16 protein-coding genes are annotated in these 22,331 nt (G+C 58.1%); 13 read left to right on the forward strand and 3 right to left on the reverse strand.

From position 1 onward, the window contains the following. Positions 1-18: 18 nt before the first annotated feature. Both DSM110093_RS20280 and DSM110093_RS20285 read right to left on the reverse strand, forming a co-directional pair. The gene (locus tag DSM110093_RS20280; RefSeq protein WP_243268179.1) at positions 19-873 is read right to left on the reverse strand and encodes a GNAT family N-acetyltransferase; all 855 of its coding nucleotides are present in this window, start codon (positions 871-873) and stop codon (positions 19-21) included. 7 nt (positions 874-880) lie between these two features. Further along, positions 881-1,639: a polysaccharide deacetylase family protein gene (locus DSM110093_RS20285; RefSeq protein ID WP_243268180.1), complete on the reverse strand. Its 759-nt coding sequence runs from the start codon at positions 1,637-1,639 to the stop codon at positions 881-883. A gap of 206 nt (positions 1,640-1,845) precedes the next feature. On the opposite strand from DSM110093_RS20285, the gene DSM110093_RS20290 reads away from it, so the two are divergent. From DSM110093_RS20290 to DSM110093_RS20305, 4 genes are read left to right on the forward strand one after another with little or no spacing between them, the layout of a single operon-like run. After that, on the forward strand, positions 1,846-3,615 hold the full coding sequence (locus tag DSM110093_RS20290; RefSeq protein ID WP_243268182.1) for an ABC transporter ATP-binding protein: 1,770 nt from the start codon (positions 1,846-1,848) through the stop codon (positions 3,613-3,615). Beyond that, the gene (locus DSM110093_RS20295; RefSeq protein ID WP_243268184.1) at positions 3,608-5,518 is read left to right on the forward strand and encodes an ABC transporter substrate-binding protein; all 1,911 of its coding nucleotides are present in this window, start codon (positions 3,608-3,610) and stop codon (positions 5,516-5,518) included. The genes DSM110093_RS20290 and DSM110093_RS20295 overlap by 8 nt, the downstream gene beginning before the upstream one ends. Further along, positions 5,515-6,543 (forward strand): ABC transporter permease, encoded by a 1,029-nt coding sequence (locus DSM110093_RS20300; protein ID WP_243268185.1) that lies wholly within the window; start codon positions 5,515-5,517, stop codon positions 6,541-6,543. The genes DSM110093_RS20295 and DSM110093_RS20300 overlap by 4 nt, the downstream gene beginning before the upstream one ends. Further along, positions 6,540-7,694 carry an ABC transporter permease gene (locus DSM110093_RS20305; protein WP_243268187.1) on the forward strand — a complete coding sequence of 385 codons (1,155 nt, stop codon included), beginning with the start codon at positions 6,540-6,542 and terminating at the stop codon, positions 7,692-7,694. The genes DSM110093_RS20300 and DSM110093_RS20305 overlap by 4 nt, the downstream gene beginning before the upstream one ends. 127 nt (positions 7,695-7,821) lie before the next feature. Here DSM110093_RS20305 and DSM110093_RS20310 read toward each other — a convergent pair whose 3' ends face one another. Beyond that, complete coding sequence (locus tag DSM110093_RS20310; RefSeq protein ID WP_347568657.1) at positions 7,822-10,134, reverse strand: mechanosensitive ion channel family protein; 2,313 nt, start codon at positions 10,132-10,134, stop codon at positions 7,822-7,824. A 251-nt stretch (positions 10,135-10,385) separates the two neighbouring features. On the opposite strand from DSM110093_RS20310, the gene DSM110093_RS20315 reads away from it, so the two are divergent. The 9 genes from DSM110093_RS20315 to DSM110093_RS20355 all read left to right on the forward strand — a co-directional run bounded on the left by DSM110093_RS20315 (position 10,386) and on the right by DSM110093_RS20355 (position 22,317). Next, positions 10,386-11,666, forward strand: coding sequence for a nucleotide sugar dehydrogenase (locus tag DSM110093_RS20315; RefSeq protein ID WP_243268191.1), 1,281 nt, complete (start codon positions 10,386-10,388; stop codon positions 11,664-11,666). 11 nt (positions 11,667-11,677) lie between these two features. After that, complete coding sequence (locus tag DSM110093_RS20320) at positions 11,678-12,898, forward strand: glycosyltransferase (RefSeq protein WP_243268192.1); 1,221 nt, start codon at positions 11,678-11,680, stop codon at positions 12,896-12,898. Next, positions 12,898-14,142 carry a glycosyltransferase family 4 protein gene (locus DSM110093_RS20325; protein WP_243268194.1) on the forward strand — a complete coding sequence of 415 codons (1,245 nt, stop codon included), beginning with the start codon at positions 12,898-12,900 and terminating at the stop codon, positions 14,140-14,142. The genes DSM110093_RS20320 and DSM110093_RS20325 overlap by 1 nt, the downstream gene beginning before the upstream one ends. Continuing rightward, on the forward strand, positions 14,139-15,215 hold the full coding sequence (locus DSM110093_RS20330) for a glycosyltransferase family 4 protein (protein ID WP_243268196.1): 1,077 nt from the start codon (positions 14,139-14,141) through the stop codon (positions 15,213-15,215). Before DSM110093_RS20325 ends, DSM110093_RS20330 begins: the two co-directional genes overlap by 4 nt. Continuing rightward, the gene (locus DSM110093_RS20335; protein ID WP_243268198.1) at positions 15,215-15,799 is read left to right on the forward strand and encodes a histidine phosphatase family protein; all 585 of its coding nucleotides are present in this window, start codon (positions 15,215-15,217) and stop codon (positions 15,797-15,799) included. Before DSM110093_RS20330 ends, DSM110093_RS20335 begins: the two co-directional genes overlap by 1 nt. Next, positions 15,796-16,932, forward strand: a complete 1,137-nt coding sequence (locus DSM110093_RS20340; RefSeq protein WP_243268200.1) for a glycosyltransferase — start codon at positions 15,796-15,798, stop codon at positions 16,930-16,932. The genes DSM110093_RS20335 and DSM110093_RS20340 overlap by 4 nt, the downstream gene beginning before the upstream one ends. Next, positions 16,929-17,687, forward strand: a complete 759-nt coding sequence (locus tag DSM110093_RS20345) for a polysaccharide deacetylase family protein (RefSeq protein WP_243268202.1) — start codon at positions 16,929-16,931, stop codon at positions 17,685-17,687. Before DSM110093_RS20340 ends, DSM110093_RS20345 begins: the two co-directional genes overlap by 4 nt. A 105-nt stretch (positions 17,688-17,792) precedes the next feature. Beyond that, the gene (locus DSM110093_RS20350) at positions 17,793-20,897 is read left to right on the forward strand and encodes an ABC transporter transmembrane domain-containing protein (protein WP_243268203.1); all 3,105 of its coding nucleotides are present in this window, start codon (positions 17,793-17,795) and stop codon (positions 20,895-20,897) included. Between the two features lie 193 nt (positions 20,898-21,090). Further along, positions 21,091-22,317 (forward strand): glutathionylspermidine synthase family protein, encoded by a 1,227-nt coding sequence (locus tag DSM110093_RS20355; RefSeq protein WP_243268205.1) that lies wholly within the window; start codon positions 21,091-21,093, stop codon positions 22,315-22,317. The last annotated feature ends 14 nt before the right edge of the window (positions 22,318-22,331 follow it).

Consider the following 22,331-nt stretch of genomic DNA (forward strand, 5'->3'; position numbering starts at 1 on the left):
CGCCACGGCGGTGGCGCATCAATGTATTTTGATGTTCAGCAAAACACACTCAGAATACAGCATATCGATCTCGGAAGGGTCCAAAAGCCCGTGCTGGCAATATCTGGGCGTTGCAAACTCCCTCACATCGTCACATGCGATCCCGCTGCGTGCAAAGCGGCGGTCCAGCGATAGGATCGCCGCCTCGGAAGGCAGGACCGATGCCGCGATGCGTTTTGCGTATTCAGCAAAGAGAGGCTGATCCGAGAGATACATGATTTCATGCGTCACGTAATCGTCGTGCTTTTTCTGTGGGTAGATGACCATCGTGCATAGCCCCTCGGGCGTCTCTACCGACAAATGCCTAAGCCGCAGCCCCTGATGATCCCCAATGATCCGTCGGTCCTTTGCGGGCAAACGATCCCCCAGTGCCAATGGATCTGCGTGCACTTCAAATCCTGCACTTTTCGAAGGGTGCCAGACCAGACGCTCCCGATCCAACTCTGCCAGCCCTGCCTTTTCCAAAACATTGACCGCCGCCTTGGCACTGGAAAAGTTTGTCACCGTCACGTCCGGGTCCAAGGTCGCCAGCGCGATCATCTTTTTGCCCACACCTTGCCCGCGATATTCCTTAAGCACATACCAAGAGGTCATGTCGGCGGTGGTTCTTGGGCCGTTAGACGTTTGACGTTCGGCATAGACCAACCCCAAAACGCCGATCAACTTGCCATCATCCCGCACCGTTATGGCATAGCGCCCCTCGGGCCCGCACCATCTTCCGGCCAGCAGCTTGCGCCAGCTATCAATGCCCCATTTTGCGCGCACGAATACGGCGTTCATAAATTGGGCGACTTCTTCCCGCTCGGCGGGGGAAGCATAGGCAATATCTAGCATTTCGTGCTCATTTTATTAGGCAATCCAATGATATCCACTGGGTCTTTGCACCCTGTGTCAGACGCGACATCAACGCTTCGGTAAAGCTCCAAGTGTCTTCATCGGTTTGCAGGTGGTGGCTGACAAAGCCGGTCGGCTCATCCCGGTATGCGTCTTCCAGCCGACGTTTTCGCAGGTGACGCACACATTGCTCCAACGTCTTCTCCTCCCCCGCGAATTTCGCCCCTTCCTTCCAGCGGATCGGATCAATGTGACCATTAAACCGCTGCAAGCCCGGCACGGGTTCGGGATGGGGCCGGGCGTCAAAGTTGGAAAGTGCTGTGTACCCCCACTGGGGCAGGTATGGCAAAACCTGTTCACCAATGCGGTTCCACGGCGGCACGAACACCGGCAGTATATTCGGCAGCCTCGCCACTTGCATGCGCCGCCAGCCTTCGCGCAGGTCCGTTTCGATCAGGGTCAAATCGCGCATCACGCCGACTTCGGACGCGCGAGTGCCTTTGGGCTCGTGGTTCTTATGTGCAAAACCATGCTGCAAGCTATATACATGCGGCGACATTGACAGGCGGTCGGCAAGGTCGTCGGCAATTGCAACGGGTATGACCGCCAGATGCAAAGGCGCATCAAAGCGTTCCGAAAGCGCGATCAACCTATCTAAGTCATCCGTACAGGCTTCGGTGTCATCATCACGCCACCAGAAAGTCGGCGTTTCACCCTGCGAGGCCCATTTTTCAAGCTCTTCGTCTAATTCTGCCCAGGTCGCCACGTGCGGACCCCTTTCAGGTGTTATTTGCTTATTAATTGAACCATTTGGGTGCCTGAATGTACACTCACTTTTCCTCGAATGGGCCTGATGGCGCGGCCAATGGCGAATTTGTGGCCCAAGCAGCCTTGCGAGGCTGGACGCCCCCCCGCAAATCGGCTTCACTCCTTTTGCGGACCGCACTTTTGCGGAAATGGAATGGGACACCGATGACATCTCTGTTGGAAGTTGACGGGCTGACAATCGGGTTTGGCAATGCCGACCCGGTGGTGCGCGATGTCAGCTTTTCCGTCGCCCCCGGTGAAACGCTCGCATTGGTCGGCGAAAGTGGCTCTGGCAAAACCCTGACTTGCCGAAGCATTCTGCGTATCCTGCCTGACGTCGCAAGAATCCGTAGCGGTCGGATCGTTTTCGCGGGTGATGACGCGCCCGTTGATATGCTGTCCTTGGGCGAACCTGCGATGCGCCAAATCAGGGGCAACCGCATCTCAATGATCTTTCAAGAACCGATGCGCTCTCTCTCACCCCTGCACCGACTGGGCAACCAAGTGGCCGAAGTGCTGCGCCTACACCGCTCCATGGGCCGCGCAGAGGCAAAGCGGACTGTGCTCGAGAAATTTGAGCGCGTAGGCTTTGCCGAACCGGAGCGGGTCTGGCGCAGCTATCCCTTTGAGATGTCCGGCGGCATGCGACAACGCGCTATGATTGCCATGGCGATGGTGGCCAAACCTGATTTGTTGATTGCAGACGAACCCACAACGGCGCTGGACGTGACGACGCAGGCACAGGTGCTGGGGCTGATCAAAACGCTGCAATCGGAAACCGGAATGGCGGTGGTCCTTGTCACGCATGATCTTGGTGTGGTGGCGAATATGGCGCAGCAAGTCGTCGTCATGAACGGGGGCCGCGTCATGGAAAGCGGCACCGCAGCAGAGGTGCTGGGCAGCCCAGAACACGGCTATACACGCAAGCTTTTTGCCGCGGCCACAATGATCCCCGAGGTCGCCGCCCCTGCCCGCGCGGTCGCCCATGATGATCTGATCATGGACCTGCGCAACGTAGGCAAAACCTTCGCCCTGCGCACCGGAGGATGGCGCAAACCGACCACAGTGACCGCCTGCAAAGACGTCAATCTGCAGGTGGTACGGGGCAAGACATTGGCCGTGGTCGGAGAAAGTGGTTCGGGCAAGACGACATGCGCGCGCATGGCCCTTGGGGCCGAGACACCCGATTCCGGGGGCGAGGTTTTGTTTTACCCCGAACCGGGTGCCCTGCCCATGCCGGTACACGATATGTCCGTATCGCAACGTACCGCCTTTCAACGCCAAGCGCAGATGGTGTTCCAAGATCCATATTCCTCGCTGTCGCCAAGAATGCGTATCGGCGCGGCATTGACCGAACCGCTGGAAATTCACGGCATCGGGTCGCGCGCTGATCGGCGCGACAAGGCCGCCGAGATGCTCGAACTCGTCGGCCTTAACCCCGACATGATGACGCGCTATCCGCATGCGTTTTCGGGCGGGCAGCGACAGCGCCTCTCCATCGCCCGCGCCTTGACGCTGAACCCCAAACTTTTGATCTGTGACGAACCCACGTCCGCATTGGATGTATCCGTGCAGGAACAAATCCTGACGCTGCTGGAAGACATCCGTGAACACGCCGCGTTGAGCTATCTGTTCATCAGCCACGATCTGGCTGTTGTGGCCCGCATCGCTGATGAGGTCGTGGTGATGCGAGCGGGCGTAATTGTGGAACAGGCCCCCCCCGAGACGCTGTTTTACGACCCGCGCCATCCCTATACCAAGGCGCTTATCGCAGCCCAGCCCGAACCCGATATCTCAAGACCGATTGACCTTGAACTGGTCGCCAAGGGGGCCGGCGCGCCATCGTCATGGCCAGAGATGTTTCGCATCGAAGGCGGGACCGCGCCAGCATTGCAAGACGTCGGTGCCGGTCACAAGGTTCGCTGTCATGTCTAGACTGTTCGCTCTGCTGTTCTGTCTGGCGGGGCCGGTGTGGGCTGCGCCCCCATTGCAGGAAACGATCTTTTGGGCGGCAGAAGTGAACGAAGGCAATCTGCCACCGATCGCCGAGCGCCTGCCTGATGTCCCCCTTATCGTGGATCTGGAGGCCAAGGGCCGCAGTTACGGCACCCAAGGCGGCACATTGCGCACTTTTGGCACCCGGTCCAAAGATGTGCGGCTGATGTCAGCCTATGGCTATGCCCGGCTGGTTGGATACACCTCTGATTATACGCTCTCGCCTGATATCCTGCGCGATGTTGAAGTGACTGAGAACCGGAAGTTCACGCTGCACCTGCGCCCGGGCCATCGCTGGTCAGACGGTGCTGCGTTCACCTCAGAAGATTTTCGCTATTGGTGGGAAAACGTCGCGCAAGACCCTGATATCACGCCCTCTGGCCCGCCGGATTTCATGTTTGTGGATGGTGTATTGGGTACGGTAAATTTCCCCGATCCCCATACTGTCATTTTCGAATGGCCCACGGCAAACCCGAATTTCCTACCTCTGCTGGCACAGGCCAGTCCGCCGTTCATCTACCGCCCCGCACATTACCTCAAGCAGTTTCATCAAAAGTTCACCGGCCCCGGCGCGCTTCATGCAGCCATCACTAAGGCGCGCGTGAAAAGCTGGGCGGCGTTGCACAACAAACGCGACAGCATGAGCAAATTCGACAATCCAGAACAACCGACACTGCAACCTTGGATAAACGCCACGACCACCGGCACATCCCGGCAACTGTTTGTCCGCAACCCCTACTATCACCGCATTGACGCGCGCGGCGTGCAACTGCCTTACATTGACATCGTCGAGATGACGATTGCGACCGGCGGGCTTATCGCGGCAAAGGTCAACGCGGGAGAGGCGGACTTGCAAGCGCGTGGAATCGATTTCCCCGACATCTCGATCCTCAAGAAGGGCGAAGCGGATGGCGGCAACTATCGCACATTGTTGTGGGAGAACGGGGCCGCAAGCCAGATCGCGATTTACCCTAACCTCAACTTTGCCGATCCGGTCTGGCAGGAGGTGATGCGCGATGTTCGGTTTCGCCGCGCGCTTAGTCACGGCGTTGATCGGCATATGATCAACCGCGCGCTCTATTTCGGGTTAGCCCAAGAAGGGGGTATGACCGCATTGCCCCAAAGCCCGCTGTATGATCCCCAAAACGCCTCTGCCTATGCCAATTATTCTCCGGCCAAGGCAAACGCCCTGCTGGATGAGATTGGCCTGACAGAGAGAACCCAAGCAGGCATTCGCAAGCTGCCCGATGGCCGCCCGATGGAGTTCGTGGTCGAAACCGCGGGAGAGCGACAAGAAGTCGAAAATGCGCTGGCCATCCTTACCGACACTTGGCGGGAAATGGGGATCAAGCTGGTGATGCGCCCACTGGATCGCGACATTCTGCGCAACCGGGTCTATGCGGGGCTCAGCATGGCGTCTGTGTGGTTCGGTTGGGATAATGGGCTGCCCACATCTCAGACGTCGCCGATGTACCTTGCCCCCACCAATCAGGAATTTTTCGCTTGGCCGATGTGGGGGCAATATTACCAATCCAAGGGCGAACTGGGCGAGGAACCTCAAGGCCCTGCGCCGAACGAATTGCTGGCGATGGCAGACCGCTGGAACCACGCGACAGATGCGGAAACCAGAACGACCCTGTGGCGTAAAATGCTTAAGATTCATGCCCAAGAGGTCTATGCCATCGGCATTCTTTCCGAAGCGCCGCAGCCTGTGGTCGTCTCAAAAGGGTTGCGCAATGTCCCTGAACAGGGACTTTGGGCTTATGATCCGGGTGCGCATTTCGGCGTGCATCGGATTGACGAGTTCTATTTCGAGGAACCTTTTCAGCAGGTTGTCCAATGATGTTCCTCCGCTATGCAGTTTATCGCTTTTTCACGATGTTGCTGACCTTGTTGGTCGTGTCGGTTCTGATCTTTGTGATTATCAACCTCCCGCCGGGCGATTACCTTTCCAATCAGATCGCCGAATTGCGTGCCACCGGCCAAGCGGAAGGCGTGGCAAAAGCGGAATTTCTGCGCGCCGAATACGCGCTCGACCGGCCTCTCTGGGAGCAATATCTAATCTGGGTGGGATTTGCCCCGGGTCCGCAGGGTTTCTCTGGCCTAATACAAGGCGATTTCGGTTGGTCCTTCGAATTTGACCGCCCCGTGGGCGAGATCGTCGGGGATGCCCTGTGGTTGACGGTATTGGTCAATCTGGCCGCTGTGCTGTTCGTCTATGCGGTGGCTTTGCCCTTGGGTGTGATTGCCGCCGCCAAGTCTGAGACATGGGCCGATTATACGGCGGGCTTTGTTGGGTATTTGGGCCTTGCGACGCCGAATTTCCTACTGGCGCTCATTTTGTTTTACTACGGGCACAAATACTTTGACCTGCCAATCGGCGGCCTAATGGATCCGGCATTCGAGGGCGCCCCGATGTCATGGCCCAAAGTTAAATCAATCCTCGTGCATATGATCGTCCCGACCTTTGTCATCGGCACGTCAGGGGCAGCCGCCATGATGCAACGCTTGCGCGCCAATATGCTGGACGAATTAAGCAAACCCTATGTCGAAACCGCCAAGGCCAAGGGCATGGCCCCTGCACGGTTGCTGGTAAAATATCCCCTGCGCATGGCGTTCAATCCTTTCGTCGCGGACATCGGCAACCTGCTGCCCGCGATGGTCTCGGGGTCGGTGCTGGTGTCCGTGGTACTGGGTTTGCAGACAATCGGGCCTTACCTGCTGACCGCGCTAAAGTCGCAAGATCAGTTTCTGGCCGGTTTCGTCCTGATGTTCGTGGCTCTGCTGACATTGATCGGCACAATGATCTCCGACATGCTGCTGGTGCTGCTAGACCCGCGCATTCGCTATGGCGGGCGCGGCGCATGAGTACACAGCCTACCAATCGATTTGTCGACACCACACCTTGGGTGGACACCCCTGATATTTCAGTGCCCGAGCGATCGGATATGGATGCACCCGCGTGGCGACTGATGTGGCGCAGTTTCCGACGGCATAAGCTCGCGCTCATCTGCGGCATCTTCTTGTTGATCTCTTACCTGATCTTGCCGATCGCCGGTTTTATCGCGCCTTACACGCCGAACGAACGCAGTGCCGATTATCTCTATGCCCCGCCGCAAAGCATCAACCTTTGGCATGAAGATGCTTTCATCGGCCCATACGTCTATCCGATCACAGCCGAGGCCGATCTAGAGAATTACCGTTGGACTTACACCACCGATGAGACCACCCCCCTGCCGTTGCGGTTTTTCTGCGAGGGGGAAGGCTACAAGCTTTTTGGATTGATCCCATCAGACACGCATCTTTTCTGTGCGCCTGAGGGCGCAAGCCTGTTCCTTTGGGGGTCTGACCGTTTGGGCCGCGATGTGTTCAGCAGGATCTTATACGGTGCGCAACTGTCGCTGACCGTAGGACTTATCGGCATCACTGTGTCCTTCGCGCTTGGTATCACCTTCGGCGCGATGGCGGGCTATTTCGGTGGCAAGATCGACTGGTTTCTTAACCGCGTGATCGAGATACTGCGCAGCCTTCCTGAATTGCCGCTTTGGCTTGCGCTTTCGGCGGCAGTGCCGTCCAATTGGGGACCGGTGGCGGTCTTTTTTGTGATCTCGATCATTCTAGGCATCCTTGATTGGCCCGGATTGGCGCGATCCGTGCGGGCCAAATTCCTGTCTCTACGCGAGGAGGAATACGTTAAGGCCGCCGAGATGATGGGCGCCAAGCCCGGCCGTGTCATCCGCCGCCATTTGCTGCCCAACTTTATGTCCCACCTGATTGCCAGTGCGACGCTTTCGATACCCGCCATGATCCTTGGAGAAACAGCGCTCAGCTACCTTGGGTTGGGCCTCCGCGCGCCTGCCGTCAGTTGGGGGGTGATGCTGAATGATGCCCAGAACCTCGCCAGCATCGAGATCTATTGGTGGACCGCAATACCGATGCTGCCGATCATCGTGGTGGTACTGGCGTTCAACTTCCTTGGGGACGGGCTCCGCGCCTCTCTGGATCCTTACAAGAATTGATCCGGCTTAACGCCAACAGCTGTTTTGACTAGCCCCCTGTGCTGCTGCCCATCACTGAAAGCACGTCACTGACATCATCAGCGCCATACCCCGGATGATGCAGGCCCATTAAACCCGAGGCATCACCTCAGCGATCATCGGTGCTGCTTTCACCCCGATCATCGCGTTCCAACATATCCTCATCAAGCGAAGCGTGGGCTGCTGCCGCGACTTTACGCTTTTGCGCGTCAGTGAGATCGTCCGGGTTGCCGTCGGCCAACCGCACTGTAACCTCTCGATGTGCGAATTTGATGCCTTCGCGTTCAAAGAGAGTGCGGATTTCTTGATAGACCTTCTTTCGGGCGAGCCATTGGTCCCCCGGCTTGGTCATAAACTTCACCCGGATGATCATGGCGCTGTCTTGCATTTCAATGACGCCTTGGGACTTCAAAGGCAGGATGAAGGCTTCTCCGATTTCTGGATCACTGAGCAGGTCTTGGCCCAACCTTTTGATCAGCTTACGGACCTTTTCGATATCGGTGTCATAGGTCACCCGTAATGGCAGCTTCATCATCACCCAATCGCGCGAATAATTGGTGATCACCTGCAATTCACCAAACGGAATGGTGTGCAGCGCTCCCAAATGGTGACGCAGTTGGAAAGAACGGACCGAGATCTTCTCAACCGTGCCTTTGACGTTGCCAACATCTAGATATTCGCCCTTTCGGAATGCATCATCAAAAAGGAAAAACGCCCCGGCAAAGACATCCCGCACCAGCGCCTGACTGCCAAAACCAATGGCGATGCCAATGATTCCGGCCCCGGCGAACAATGGGCCGACATTGATACCGACCTCCATCAAAACAATCAGCAAGATCGTGACCACAACAAGGATCAGCGTGAAATTGCGAAACAACGGCAGCAGCGTGGCCAGCCGACTGGCGCTAGAGCCGCCGCCTTCATCGCCCAGCTCGCCCGCATCCAGATCGGGTGTTTCTTCTTTGATCTTACTGTCGATCCAGATGCGGATGGCATGATAAATGACATAGCCGATGAAGATGACGACCATGATATCCAAAAGCTGGGAGGCAAAGCCTTCGACCATTTCAGCGCCGTTATTGTCCCAGATATAGAAAAACGCATAGGTCCCCGCGACAAAGGACAAAATGCCCGCCACTCGGCGTGCCAGTTCCTCGTAAGTACTTAGGGATTGCCGCGGCATCACGGTATCCGCTGCGGTTTCATGCTGCGGCTCTTGTTGCAGCGCATCCGCCCCGCTTTCTTCTTCTAGCGCTTGGCTTTGGCGCGCGCCCTTGGTTTCCCTTTCAGCGTTCACCCGACGCAACGCGCGGGTCCGGGCAAAGCCGCGTTCGATCCCGAAATTGATCAGACCATAGACAACGATGATCGTGATCAAGATCCCGTAGGCGCCCGCAATCAACGGGGCCGCATTGGCGTTGCCAAGAACAAGGTTAACCGTCAGATCAATCCATGCGAAGACGGCATAAAGACAAACGATGGGCGCCCATGCCCGCGACAAAAAGCGCACGATAATCGACGTTTCCTCGGGCGGTTTGCCGTTGCGAAGCGCGCGGCTGATGGCGCTACGATTGACCAGCACCAGCAGTATGTTCAACAGCACCAACGCGGCAGACATCACAGAGGCCAAGAACGCATAGGCGTCGGAATTCAAGCCAAGCTCTGCGATCCAGATGCCAAACAGAATTGCGCAGATCTCGGCGGACGCCAGCACCCAAAGCCAACGATGCAACCGTTTGGCATCCCGATCATTAAGCGCGGGAATACGGTATTGCCCAAGGAACGGCGACAAGATCATGCGCCATAGACCGGCGACAAAGCGACAAGAGAAATAGCCGATATTGATGAGCGTTACAGTGAACTGCATCGCCGTATCGGTCAGCGGGCCAAAGAGCAGGGTGCCGAGTACATAGGCCACCGCCATTGATACAAGGACGCCGCCCACCCCAACAACAAAGCGAAGCACAAGAAAGGGAATTTTCTCGACGTAGCCTTGCGGATTCTCGCGAACCTGTTTTGTAATGATCCTTTTCATCAGGCGTTGACCGTAGATTTTCCGTTCTACGATGACGCCCACGCCAAACATTAGCAGACATAACAACAATGCCTTGCCAAAGGCCCAAAGTGTTCCGTCTGGGCTGGCTGCGCGCAAGATATAGAGAACCTCATTGAACGCGACCGGAAGGGTCAGCAGCCGCTCCACCAGCGCGGCGCGAAATTTGGCGGCGCGGTCCTGCATCCGCATCATTGATGACGGGCCGTCGCTCTCGGCCAATTCTGCCTCAGATGCGGGAAGGTCGCCTAAAACTTGACCAGAGCTGTCGATCACCACCACGCCAACACCGTTTTCGGCTGCTCTGCGCAGGATCAAGTCGATATCAGGGGTGTCTGCGGCTTCCGCAGTGCCCGTGCCCGTAAACAACGAGCCAACGCCTTGTGATTGCCCAGCAACTGGTAGGACCGAGGAAAAAATCAAAGAAAATAGGCCGGCAATGAAAAAGGCGCGCATGTGGTCCCCAGTAAACTCAACCCTAACCATTAGCAGGCTATGCCAGCAATCAACCTATTGCAATTCTGCGGGTGCCAAACTATCTGAGATGCGCGCGGCGACCTGCCATTTGGCCGTGACATACTGCGCGCGGCCCGGACTGACACAATCCCAAGGATACACCGTTGCCACGCCCTGCTTCTGATAACCGAATTGCTGTTTTGGGCCTTGGCTACGTTGGTCTGCCCCTCGCGCTGGCGCTGGCGCGAAACGAATTTGACGTTGTCGGCTTTGATACCTGCACCGCAACGGTGGGTGCCTTGCGCAAGGGCTGTGACCCGAACGGAGAAGTCTCGGACGACGCTGTTGGCGGAAGCACTGCGACCTACACATATGACGCCGCCGATCTGAAAGGATGTAGCGTTTTCATCATCGCCGTCCCGACACCGATCACCGACGCCAAAGCCCCCGACCTAAACCCTATCCTGAACGCCTGTGCCACCATTGCCCCCTATCTCACGGACGGTGCGATGGTGATCTTGGAAAGCACCGTCTACCCCGGTGTGACCGAAGAAGTCTGCGGTCCGGCCCTTGCCGCTGGCAGCGGATTGGAAGCGGGACGCCAGATCAAGTTGGCCTATAGCCCAGAACGGGTAAACCCCGGCGATGCCGAACATTCCATGGAGAATGTCGTCAAGATTATCGCCGCGCAGGATGCGGAAACGCTCACCCGTGTCGAGGCGATCTATGCCCCGGTGGTAAAAGCCGGGCTGCACCGCGCGTCCTCCATCGCGACCGCCGAAGCAGCCAAGGTGATCGAGAATACGCAACGCGATCTGAATATCGCGCTGGTGAACGAATTCTCGCTAATTTTCTCTCGGCTTGGCCTTGATACGCTAGAGGTTCTTGAGGCGGCAGGTACCAAGTGGAACTTTCTGCCGTTCCGCCCCGGCCTTGTCGGCGGGCACTGCATTGGGGTCGATCCCTATTACCTGACATACCGGGCCGAGCAGTTGGGCTATCACCCGCAGGTCATCCTTGCAGGAAGGCGCATCAACGACCAGATGGGTGCACATGTGGCGCAGACGCTGGTTAAGGCGATGCTGGGCCGCGATATTGGCGTGCGCGGCGCCCGAGTTTTGATCATGGGCTACACCTTCAAGGAAAACTGTGCCGACACCCGCAACACAAAGGTTGCCGATATCGCCTCAGAGCTTGCGGCCTATTCTGTCAGCGTTGATGTGCATGATCCGTGGGTCGGGGCAGTGAAACTGCAATCAGAGCACCACGTAAACGGGATAGAAGCCCCGGAAGCTGGCGTTTATGACGCCGTGATCGTTGCAGTGGGGCACGCGGAATTTGTCGAATTGGGCAGCGACGCCCTGCGAAAATTAGGCAAACCCGGCGCGGTATTGTTTGACATCAAGGGTATTTTCGGAAAGTCCGGTAGTGACTTGCGGCTTTAAAGGCAGTTGAGATGGATAAACGCGCGGACCAAGAAGCTGCCCAACATCACCGTGAAGACTTGCCGCCGCGCCGGATCATGTTCTACAGCCACGACACTTTTGGGCTGGGCCATCTGCGCCGCTCTCGCACCTTGGCGACCGCGCTGACGCAAAGTGATCCACGCGCTTCGGCGATCATTCTGACAGGTTCCCCGGTGGCCGGGCGTTTCACCTTTCCCGAACGTGTCGATCACATACGCCTGCCCGGCGTGACCAAATTGCCCGATGGCAGCTATGTCAGCCAGTCGCTCGGTACGGGCATCGAAGACACGACATCTCTGCGCGCCGGTTTGATTCAGGCCGCAATCGAACGCTATGAGCCTGACCTGCTGGTGGTGGACAAAGAACCAACAGGGTTTCGGGGCGAACTGCTGCCAACCCTTCAGGGACTGCGCGCGCGTGGGCACACCCGCACCGTTCTTGGCCTGCGCGATGTGCTCGACGAGCCTGCGGCACTTGCGGCCGAGTGGGAGCGTAAGGGCGCGTTGCGTGCCGCCGAAGAGCTTTATGATGAAATCTGGGTCTACGGCATGCGCGAGATGTATGATCCGACCCAAGGTTTGCCGCTGTCGCAAGAGGCCCGCGCGCGGATGCATTGGACCGGGTATCTGCGCCGCGAAATCGCGGATGAGGCAGAGGTGCCCGACAACCCTTATGTGCTAATCACACCGGGCGGTGGCGGCGATGGTGCGGCGATGGTGTCGCTTGTGCTTTCGGCTTATGAGCAAGATCCGACGTTGAAGCCGAATGCAGTGCTGGTCTATGGGCCGTTCCTGTCGGGCGATCTGCGCGATCGTTTCGAGGCGCGCGTGGCCAAACTGGGCGGACGGGTCACGGCAACTGGGTTTGACAGACAGATCGAGGCCCTTTTCGTTGGCGCAGAGGGCGTCATCAGCATGGGCGGCTACAACACCTTTTGCGAGGTGCTCTCGTTTGACAAACGCGCCGTAATCGTACCGCGAACGACTCCGCGGTTAGAGCAATGGCTGCGCGCCAGCCGCGCCGAAGAGATGGGTCTGGTTCGCATGCTAGAGGAAACCCGCGACGGCATGACCACGCAGGCAATGATCGACGCCATCCGCAATTTGCCGCAGCAGAAAAAACCGTCAGAGGCCGGAGCCAATGATCTGCTGGGCGGGCTTGAAATGGTGGTCGCACGCGCCGACGCGCTGATGAGCAGAAGGGAAACATGATGACCAACCCCCGCATTGCCGTCGTCGTGAAAGGATGGCCCCGCCTTTCGGAAACTTTCATCGCGCAAGAGCTCGTGGCGTTGGAGGAGGCGGGCCTTGATCTAGACATCTGGTCGCTGCGCCACCCGACCGACAAGAAGACCCATGCGCTTCATGCCCGGTTGCAGGCGCCAGTGCGCTATCTGCCTGAGTATCTCCGAGATGAGCCGCGCCGGGTGGCAGAGGCCATGGGTGCCGCAGCGTCCCTGCCCGGTTTCGATGCTGCCGCCGATGCCTATGCCCGCGACGTTGCCCGCGATGACACTACAAACCGGCGGCGACGCTGGGGGCAGGCCTGCGTCATGGCACATGAGATGACGCAGGATGTCGGGGGCATCTATGCTCATTTTCTGCACACACCCGCATCCGTGGCGCGTTATGTGTCGATCCTACGTGGCTTGCCGTGGTCCTTTTCGGCTCATGCCAAGGACATCTGGACCTCTCCTGAATGGGAGTTGCGCGAGAAACTGTCGCCGGAGCACCATGGCGCGACATTCGGCGCGACCTGTACCGGTTTCGGAGCAGAGCATCTGCAAGGGTTGGCCGACAACCCCAGCCGCGTCAGCCTTGTGTATCACGGGCTGGACCTTGCCCGTTTTCCGGCCCCACCAGATCGCGCGATGCGCGGGGATGGCAGCCCACTCAGGTTGATGTCAGTCGGGCGACTAGTGGAAAAGAAGGGCTTTGATAATCTGATCGATGCGCTTGCGCTGCTGCCCGACACCCTTGATTGGCATTGGACCCATATCGGCGGTGGCACGCTGGATGCGCAGATGCGCGACCGCGCCGCCGACCGGGGTGTCGCAGACCGTATCACGTGGCGGGGCGCGTGCGACCAACTTGAGGTGATTGAAGCGATGCGCGCCAATGACCTGTTCGTGCTTCCGTCTCGTGTGGCCGAAGATGGCGATCGGGATGGTCTGCCGAATGTCCTGATGGAGGCCGCAAGCCAGAAACTCCCTATTCTGAGCACGCCGGTTTCCGCCATTCCAGAGTTCATTGAAGATGGCACCCACGGGTTGCTGCGCAGCGACGACCCGATCGTGCTGGCACAGACCATCGCCGCCTTTGCCGCCGACCCTTCCACCGGGCCCCGTCTGGCCGAGGCCGCGCATCAGCGCTTGATCCAAGACTTCACCATGGCGCCCGGCATCGCACAGCTTGATCACCGTCTGCGGGCCATGCTCGGCCAGACGGCCGAATGACCCTCGCCTTTTATGCGCCGATGAAGCCACCGGATCACCCGGTGCCGTCTGGTGATCGCTCTATGGCACGCGCGCTGATCCGGGCGCTGGAAAGCGCGGGACATACAGTCATCCTTGCCAGCCGACTGCGCAGCCGCGACGGCAAAGGTGATGCGACGCGACAACAGCAGATCACGGCAGAGGCGGATGCCACCCTACCCGCCCTGATCGCACGCGGTCGTGCCGAAGGTTGGCGCGCGTGGATCACCTACCACACCTACTACAAAGCCCCCGACCTGATCGGCGGGCCGGTCGCGCAGGCGCTTGGCATTCCTTATGTGCTTGTCGAAGCCACCCGCGCGTCCAAGCGGCTTAGCGGGCCGTGGGCGCAGTATGCAATGGCCGCCGAACGCGCCTGCGATCTGGCGGATGCTATCTTTTATCTTACCGTCCGCGATGCCGAAGCCCTGCGGAAAGACGCGCCGCCCACGCAAAAATTGATCCACTTGGCCCCTTTTTTGACAGACGACACGCTGCCTGCCGCACCCATTGCCCCAGATGGCCCGATGCTCAGCGTCGGCATGATGCGTCATGGCGACAAGCTCGCCTCTTACCGCATCATCGCCGAGACACTGGCGCTGCTGCCGAATGATGCTTGGCGGCTTGAGATTGCTGGTGATGGCCCCGCGCGGGATGAGGTGATGGCCCTGATGGCCCCCTTTGGGGAGAAGGTCACCTTCCTTGGTAACCTAAACGCTGCCGATCTCGCTGCGGCTTATGCCCGTGCTGCGCTGCTTTTCTGGCCGGGGGTGAACGAAGCCTTTGGGTTTGTCTATCTTGAAGCTCAGGCCGCAGGGCTGCCGGTTGTGGCACAGGATCGTCCCGGCGTGCGGGAGGTGCTGGCGCGCGGAGATTACCCATCTACCGAAGATGGCCCCGTTGCCCTCACCGCCAATCTGTCGCGTCTGTTAGATAATCCTGAAACCCGCCATATTGCAGGACGTGCCGCGCAAAAACATGTGGCCGATAATCACCTGCTGCCCGCAGCGGTTGCTACCTTGACGCGCGGTCTTGCCAGCGTGGGGGTCACCTGATGCCCCAGTTGGCACTTTTGCGCCACGGGCATACCCCTTGGAACCGGGAGGGGCGAATACAGGGCCGGACCGATGTGCCGCTGGACGACGCGGCGCGCGCGCAATTGCAAGGGTTTTGCCTGCCTGCGCCATGGGACAGCGCAAAGGTCTGGTCCAGCCCGCTGGCCCGCGCCTTTGAGACTGCGCAGATTGTCAGCAACCGAAACCCAGTGACTGACCCAGCCCTTATTGAAATGGATTTCGGAGACTGGGAAGGACGCAGGAGCGATGACCTATTCGCAGACACCACGTCCGGATTTCGCCACATAGAGGACTGGGGCTGGCAGTTTTCCCCGCCGGGGGGCGAGCGCCTAACAGACGTGAAAAATCGCCTGAACCGCTGGGCAGAGGCACTGACAGAAGACGCGCTTGCGGTCTGCCACATTGGTGTGATGCGTGTCTTGATGGCGCAGGCAACGGGCTGGGATTTCGACGGCCCGGCCCCGTTTCAGATCAAGCGCAATCGGCTCTATACCATACAGATTTCAAAGGGCGGCTGGCAGCTTGAGGACGGCTTCACCCGCCTTGTGGAGCGTGGCTTATGAACGTGATGATCGTTGTCACCCATCTGCTAGGAACGGGCCATCTGGCCCGCGCATTGAACCTTGCCCGCGCGTTTCAGGATGCGGGGCATACGGTTACTGTCGTGTCAGGCGGCATGCCGGTCCCTTTGATGGATCGCGGCGATGTGCCGCTCGTACAACTTCCCCCACTGCGGTCGGATGGCGTGGATTTCTCCCGGCTGTTGGACGCAGATGGCACTTTGGCTGATCCTGCATTGCTGAATGCCCGCAAGGCCCGGATCCTCGACGAATTCGTCCAGCTATGCCCCGATGTTCTGATAACCGAACTCTTTCCCTTCGGTCGCCGCATTCTACGCCCCGAATTCTCCGCCTTGCTTGAAGCAGCCGATGCGCGGGCCGACCGCCCGCTCATTTGTGCTTCGGTGCGCGACATCTTGGCGCCGCCCTCATCACTGGAAAAAGCTGAAAAGACGCATAACATTGTTGATCGGTTCTATGATGCGGTTTTGGTTCATGCCGACCCGCAGGTCATGCAGCTTGACGCATCTTGGCCTGTTTCCGATGGCCTGCGTTCAAAGCTGCATTACACAGGTTTCATCGCCCCAACCGCCGCGGCGTCGCACCGCGAGCAGGTTGGCAAAGATGAAATCATCGTCAGCGCGGGGGGCGGTGACGTTGGGGCGCATATTTTTTCTACGGCTCTGCGGGCTGCCCTGAGCGGCGGGCGGGTATGGCGACTGTTGATTGGCGGGGCACAGGCAGACCGGCGCATCGCGCAGTGGCGCGCAGACGCGCCTGCCAACGTCATTATTGAAGCCGCACGGCCTGATTTTCGGTCGCTGCTCCCTCATGCTGCCGCATCGGTTTCGATGTGCGGATATAACACCGCGATCGACGTATTGCAGGCCGGGTGTAAGTCGGTTTTCATCCCCTTCGATGCAGGGGCAGAGGTTGAGCAGACAATCCGGGCAAACGCGCTGGCTCAATTGCCGGGTATTGAGGTTCTGCCCAGTGCCGACCTGACGCCCGACAGCTTGGTGGACACACTTGACCGTCTTGCGCCTTTGCCCGACCGCGCGGGGGTCAGGACCGGTTTCGATGGGGCGGCTGAGACTGTTCGGCGCGTTGCGATGTTGCGGACACAGACAGCGTGACGGTTGACTGGTCCTCTCTGCGAACAGAACTGGCCCGCTATCGCGCGGATAGATTGCGCCTGCCAATCTGGTGGCGGGACGATGATGCAACGGCCCCCACCCCTGCCTTGCACAGGCTGTTGGGGATCAGCGAAGAAATCGGCCTGCCCGTACATATTGCCGTGATCCCCAAGACTGCCACGCCCGCGCTGGCTGAGATCGCAAAAGATAGGCGTTCCATGATCCCCGTTGTCCATGGCTGGGCGCATGAAAATCTTGCGCCAGAAGGGTCTAAGAAGGCTGAGTTTGGCCACCCGCACCCAGATGCAAGCACCCAAACCCAAGCCGGTTTGGCACGCATGCGGCAGCTTTTCGGCCCCGATATGCTGGCGATGTTCGTACCGCCGTGGAACCGGATTGACGCAGACGTGACAGTGGGCCTCGCCGCGCAAGGATATGTGGCGCTTTCGACCTTCACGTCCCGCCGCGCCCGACAGGTAGCGGAGCTGGTACAGATCAACACGCATGTTGACCCGATCGCTTGGCGTGCAGGCGGGGGGCTGGTGGCACCGGACGAGGTTATCGCAAAGACGGTCGTACTCTTGCAAGACCGGCGCGCGGGGCGGGCGGATGACACTGAACCCTTGGGGTTTCTCAGTCACCATCTGGTTCATGACAAAGCGATCTGGGATTTCTCGCGCGGCTTTCTGACCGAGCTGCTGGAAGGCGGCGCAAAACCTTGTGACTTTCTACGACAGCCTATTGACCTGCCTTAGATTTTCATGACTAACGCCTCTTCCCGCACGCTCGGCTAAACAGCTCTGCCCCTAAGCCGGAAAAATCGCTATATACCTCTGACACTCGAATAACGGATGGCCTTGATGGATAAGAGCCTCTTTCAGTTCATCTGGAAAAACTCCAAACGAAACCAGTTTGTGTTGCTGGCCATCACGGTGCTGACGTTTCCGTTGCTTTATATCTCGCTAGAGCTGCCCAAGCGTATCATCAACGATGCGATTGGCGGCACTGGCGCGGATATCAATGTCCTTGGGATCACACTGACCCAGGTGGAATTTCTCTTGGTTCTCTGTGTCGGGTTTCTTTTGTCTGTGCTGGCGAACGGGCTGCTGAAAATGCAGCTCAACACGATGAAAGGCGTCCTATCCGAGCGGTTGCTGCGGCGGTTCAGGTTTCAGCTTTTATCGCGCATGCTAAAGTTTCCGCGCCCATTTTTTCGCTCTACCAGCCAGGGCGAACTTGTGTCCATGGTAACATCAGAAGCCGAGCCGATGGGCGGCTTGATGGGCGATATGCTCTCGCAACCCGTCTTTCAGATCGGGCAGATGCTTACGATTCTGGTGTTCCTCTTCGCCCAAAGCTTTTGGTTCGGGCTGGTGTCCATCGCTCTCATTCCATTGCAAGCCTGGATCATTCCAAGATTACAGCGTCAGGTCAGCTTGCTCAACAAAGACCGGATCCAAGAAGTGCGCAAACTGGCCGCCGAGATCGGTGAGACGGCAGCAGGTGTCAGCGACATTCGCAGAAATGGTGGCGCGCGCCACAGGATGTCGCTGTTTTCCAACCGGCTTGGCTTCTTGTTCAGCATCCGCCTAGATCTGTACAAAAAGAAGTTTTTCATGAAGTTTCTGAACAACTTCATCAATCAGCTGACGCCATTTTTCTTCTATTCTGTCGGGGGATACCTCGCGATCATCGGGGAAATCACCGTTGGCGCGCTTGTCGCGGCATTGGCGGCCTACAAAGACCTGTCGTCGCCGTGGAAAGAGCTGCTTACCTATTACAACCAAGCCCAAGATATGTCATTGCGTTGGGAAGTCGTCACCGAAAAATTTGCCCAAGATACGATTGTCGACGAAGCATTGTTCGAAGGCACGCCCGACACCTTACCGGCTCTGAATGGCGATATTGAACTGCGCAATGTGACTGTGCTGAATGACAACGGCTTTCCGGTTCTTGAAGACATCAACCTCGTTCTGCCCAAAGGCGCGCGCATTGCCATCAAAGCCAAGAATGAAACCGCCGCGTTGGCGCTCGCTGATGTCCTAACGCGTGAGGTTATCCCCTCTCGTGGTGAGGTGCGGATCGCCGGGCACGCGCTGAATGACCTGCATCAGGCCGTTATTGCTAACAAGATCGGTTATGCCAGTTCGACCCCCTATATCTTTCAGGGGACAATTGGCGAAAACCTGTTGATGCCTTTCAAAAACAAGCCTGTCGCCGTTGAACCCTTTCTGGATGACATAGCCCTTTGGCAAGCAGAAGCCGCCCTGACAGGCAACAGTACCGACCCGTTCGGCATGGATTGGATTGAGCCCGGCCTTGCGGGTTTGACCTCCTCAAATGAAATCCGCGACTGGTGGTTTCACTTGGTCGAGGCCATGGGCATCGACGATTTCATGGTGCGGCGTGCCCTGAACTCTTGCGTGGACCCCAACACCCAATGGGAATTGACGAATGCGATTGTCCGGCTTCGCCCAAAGATCGCCAAACGGCTGGCTGAGGCGGGGCTTAACGATGCCGTAGATGCCTTTGACCCGGCGAAATTCAGCCCGGTTTCGCCGTTGGGCACTAACCTCCTTTATGCTTTGCCGACCCGCAGGCTCCCGCAGGAGTCGTTGGCACAAGAGGAGAAATTCATCCAAATTCTGCGCGACCATGGGCTTGTCAATGAACTGGCTCAGATTTCGGCTGGGGTTATCGAAGGGCTAACCGCGACCTTTGGAACAGAGGATATGAACCACCCGCTGTTCCGACGTCTTAATCTGTCGGATGAACTGTACCTCCGTCTGGGTGAGATCGCGAAAAAGCGACGAGAAGTCGGCGACGCTGGGCTGCCGCCAGAAGATTTTGCCCTCATGCTTACGGTGCCTTTCGCATTTTCCGCAGAGCAGATCGGCCCCACATTCCGCGATGCTTTGCGGGAACGAATTCTTGATATCCGCAGGGAAAGCGCCGCGCAGATGGTCGCTGAACTTGATGGGCTATTCGAAAAAATCGACCCGAAGAAATACATCCCCGTGATGTCGGTCTTGGGCAATGCAATTTTCGGAAGAATCTCAAGCTTGGCCGGTGCTCGGGAAAAGCAGGTTGAGGACATCGTTGTCGCGGTGCTTGATGAACATGGGCTAAGAGGGCTGGTCGCCCAAAGCATCTTTGATCTACCGACAACCCCAGGCGGCGAAAACATTCCGTCCGTGTTCCGCGAGCGCATCTCGTTCAGCCGTGCGGGGATCAAGAAGCCTGACATTCTGATCCTGCAAAACGCCATGGCCAATCATGACAGCGACATGCGGTCCAGAATGCGGGAACGGATCAGTGAACTGTTGCCCGATGCGACCAAGATCTTCATAGAAAAGAAGTTCTCCAATCCGGAATACTATGACCTTTTCGTTGAGATTGAGGATGGCCGCATAGACGGTGTGGCCCGTGATGACGAGAGATTGGACGAAGACGCGCGTAAGGATTTGAATCGCAAGCTACGCGCGGTCGCCCAAGCTGAGCTTTTCCAAGGATTAGACCGCAAGCAGCAACGCCTTCTGGCCTTCAGCGCCCAGTGGTATGAACCAAAGACAGGACAGGTAATCTTCAGCGCAGAGCAAAAAGCAGACGCCGCCTACCTCTGTGTGTCAGGCTCGGCGGGATTGTATTGGCCCGAAAGCGAGACATCGAATGTTCTTCTATCTGAAATCGTGCCCGGACGGCTGATCGGCGATCTTTCCGTGATCATGAACGAAGACCGCACGATGAACCTGGTCGCTCTTCAAGACAGTAAATTTTTGCGGATAGGCGCGCAGGAACTGCTGGCAGTGATCGAAAATGATGCCGCAGTCGCCACAAGCCTGCTGCGCTCCGTTGCCAGCCACCTGACAGGCGCGGCGGAAAGGTTGCGCGAAACGCGAGTGTTTGCGGTCGAACAAGGGGTGGACCTTGCGGAATTGAATGCGAGAACGATGGAGCGGCGTTAGACTTACTTTTGTAGATTGCCGCGCGAAAGCTGGCCGAATATGAAGTGAAACCCGTGGGTTGGACCACGGAAGATTCTGTGAGCCAAACTATCGCGGGACCTGTTTCGCTCAACAGGCCACCGCGACGATCCCCCTCTGGTTGCCGCCTTCAAAGCCGCGTAAAAGCAACCGCAAAACCCGGGGGAGCAAAACGTTGCAAAAGATCACATTGCCCGAAAGGCCCGATTGGCGTGCCCATGCGGAGGAGGTTGGCTTTACCTTTGCCGATATGCACGGCGAGCCTTATTGGGACGAAAGTTCGGCCTATGCGCTGTCGCTTGAGCAGGTTGAAAACGACATCGAAGACCCCTCGACCGAGTTGCATAGCATGTGTCGCGAAGCGGTGGCCGAGATCATTGCCAGCGAAGAGTTGATGAAGCGGCTGACCATTCCCGACGCGCATCGCGATCTCGTGGCGGAAAGCTGGCGCCGGGGCGATCCTGAAATCTATGGGCGCTTTGATCTGGCCTATGACGGAGAACGCCCCGCCAAGCTGCTGGAATATAACGCCGACACACCGACTTCGCTTTACGAGAGCGCCGCCTTTCAATGGCAATGGCTTGAGGATCAGTTGACGGCAGGCGTTTTGCCGGAAGGGACGGATCAGTTCAACGGCATCCACGAAGCATTGGTCGCTCGTTTTGCCGATGTCTTCGAACCGGACAGTGACCTGCATTTCACCGCTGTCGCAGACAACCCCGAAGACTACGGCACCGTCGAAGCGATGGGCTGGGCCGCGCGCGAGGCGGGCCTGGGCGCGCATTACTGTGACCTCGACAAAATCGCGTTGAGCGATGACGTTCAATTCCTTGACGATCAAGACCGCCGTATCGCCGTGTTGTTCAAACTCTACCCGTGGGAAGACCTGCTGCGCGATAACTATGCCGCGCATATCCAAGGGTCGGGTTGCCTGTTTCTGGAGCCTGCATGGAAAGCGCTGCTGTCGAACAAAGGGCTTTTGCCCGTTCTGTGGCAGATGTTCGAGGGCCACCCCAACTTAATGCCGTCATTTTTTGAGGCGGATGTGGGCGATGCGCTCGCTGGCCGTGGCCCTGCCGCGCCCGGCTGCGCGGCGGCTTTTGACCGCGTGGCAGCCGATCTGGCGGAAGCGCATGTGCGCAAGCCGATCCTCTCGCGCGAGGGGGCGTCAGTGACGATCCACCAATCGGGTAAGGTGATCGAACAGTCGAAAAACACCGATTACGCCGACCATCCGCGCATTGTCCAAGCCTATGCGTCCTTGCCCGAATTTGACGGCTTCCGCCCCGTTATCGGGTCTTGGATCGTCGGTGAGACCTGCGTCGGCATCGGCATCCGCGAGGACCGCTCCCGCATCACCCAAGATTTGTCCCGCTTCAAACCGCACTACATCCTCGCATAACCCATTGCTCCGCA

Origin of the sequence: Sulfitobacter sp. DSM 110093, from assembly GCF_022788715.1 — a bacterium.
GTDB lineage: Bacteria > Pseudomonadota > Alphaproteobacteria > Rhodobacterales > Rhodobacteraceae > Sulfitobacter.

Excerpts from the sequence above, each read along its gene's own strand:
- DSM110093_RS20280 (WP_243268179.1), bottom strand. The coding sequence starts at position 873 with ATGCTAGATATTGCCTATGCTTCCCCCGCCGAGCGGGAAGAAGTCGCC.
- DSM110093_RS20290 (WP_243268182.1), top strand. The coding sequence starts at position 1,846 with ATGACATCTCTGTTGGAAGTTGACGGGCTGACAATCGGGTTTGGCAAT.
- DSM110093_RS20295 (WP_243268184.1), top strand. The coding sequence starts at position 3,608 with ATGTCTAGACTGTTCGCTCTGCTGTTCTGTCTGGCGGGGCCGGTGTGG.
- DSM110093_RS20300 (WP_243268185.1), top strand. The coding sequence starts at position 5,515 with ATGATGTTCCTCCGCTATGCAGTTTATCGCTTTTTCACGATGTTGCTG.
- DSM110093_RS20305 (WP_243268187.1), top strand. The coding sequence starts at position 6,540 with ATGAGTACACAGCCTACCAATCGATTTGTCGACACCACACCTTGGGTG.
- DSM110093_RS20320 (WP_243268192.1), top strand. The coding sequence starts at position 11,678 with ATGGATAAACGCGCGGACCAAGAAGCTGCCCAACATCACCGTGAAGAC.
- DSM110093_RS20325 (WP_243268194.1), top strand. The coding sequence starts at position 12,898 with ATGACCAACCCCCGCATTGCCGTCGTCGTGAAAGGATGGCCCCGCCTT.
- DSM110093_RS20330 (WP_243268196.1), top strand. The coding sequence starts at position 14,139 with ATGACCCTCGCCTTTTATGCGCCGATGAAGCCACCGGATCACCCGGTG.
- DSM110093_RS20335 (WP_243268198.1), top strand. The coding sequence starts at position 15,215 with ATGCCCCAGTTGGCACTTTTGCGCCACGGGCATACCCCTTGGAACCGG.
- DSM110093_RS20340 (WP_243268200.1), top strand. The coding sequence starts at position 15,796 with ATGAACGTGATGATCGTTGTCACCCATCTGCTAGGAACGGGCCATCTG.
- DSM110093_RS20350 (WP_243268203.1), top strand. The coding sequence starts at position 17,793 with ATGGATAAGAGCCTCTTTCAGTTCATCTGGAAAAACTCCAAACGAAAC.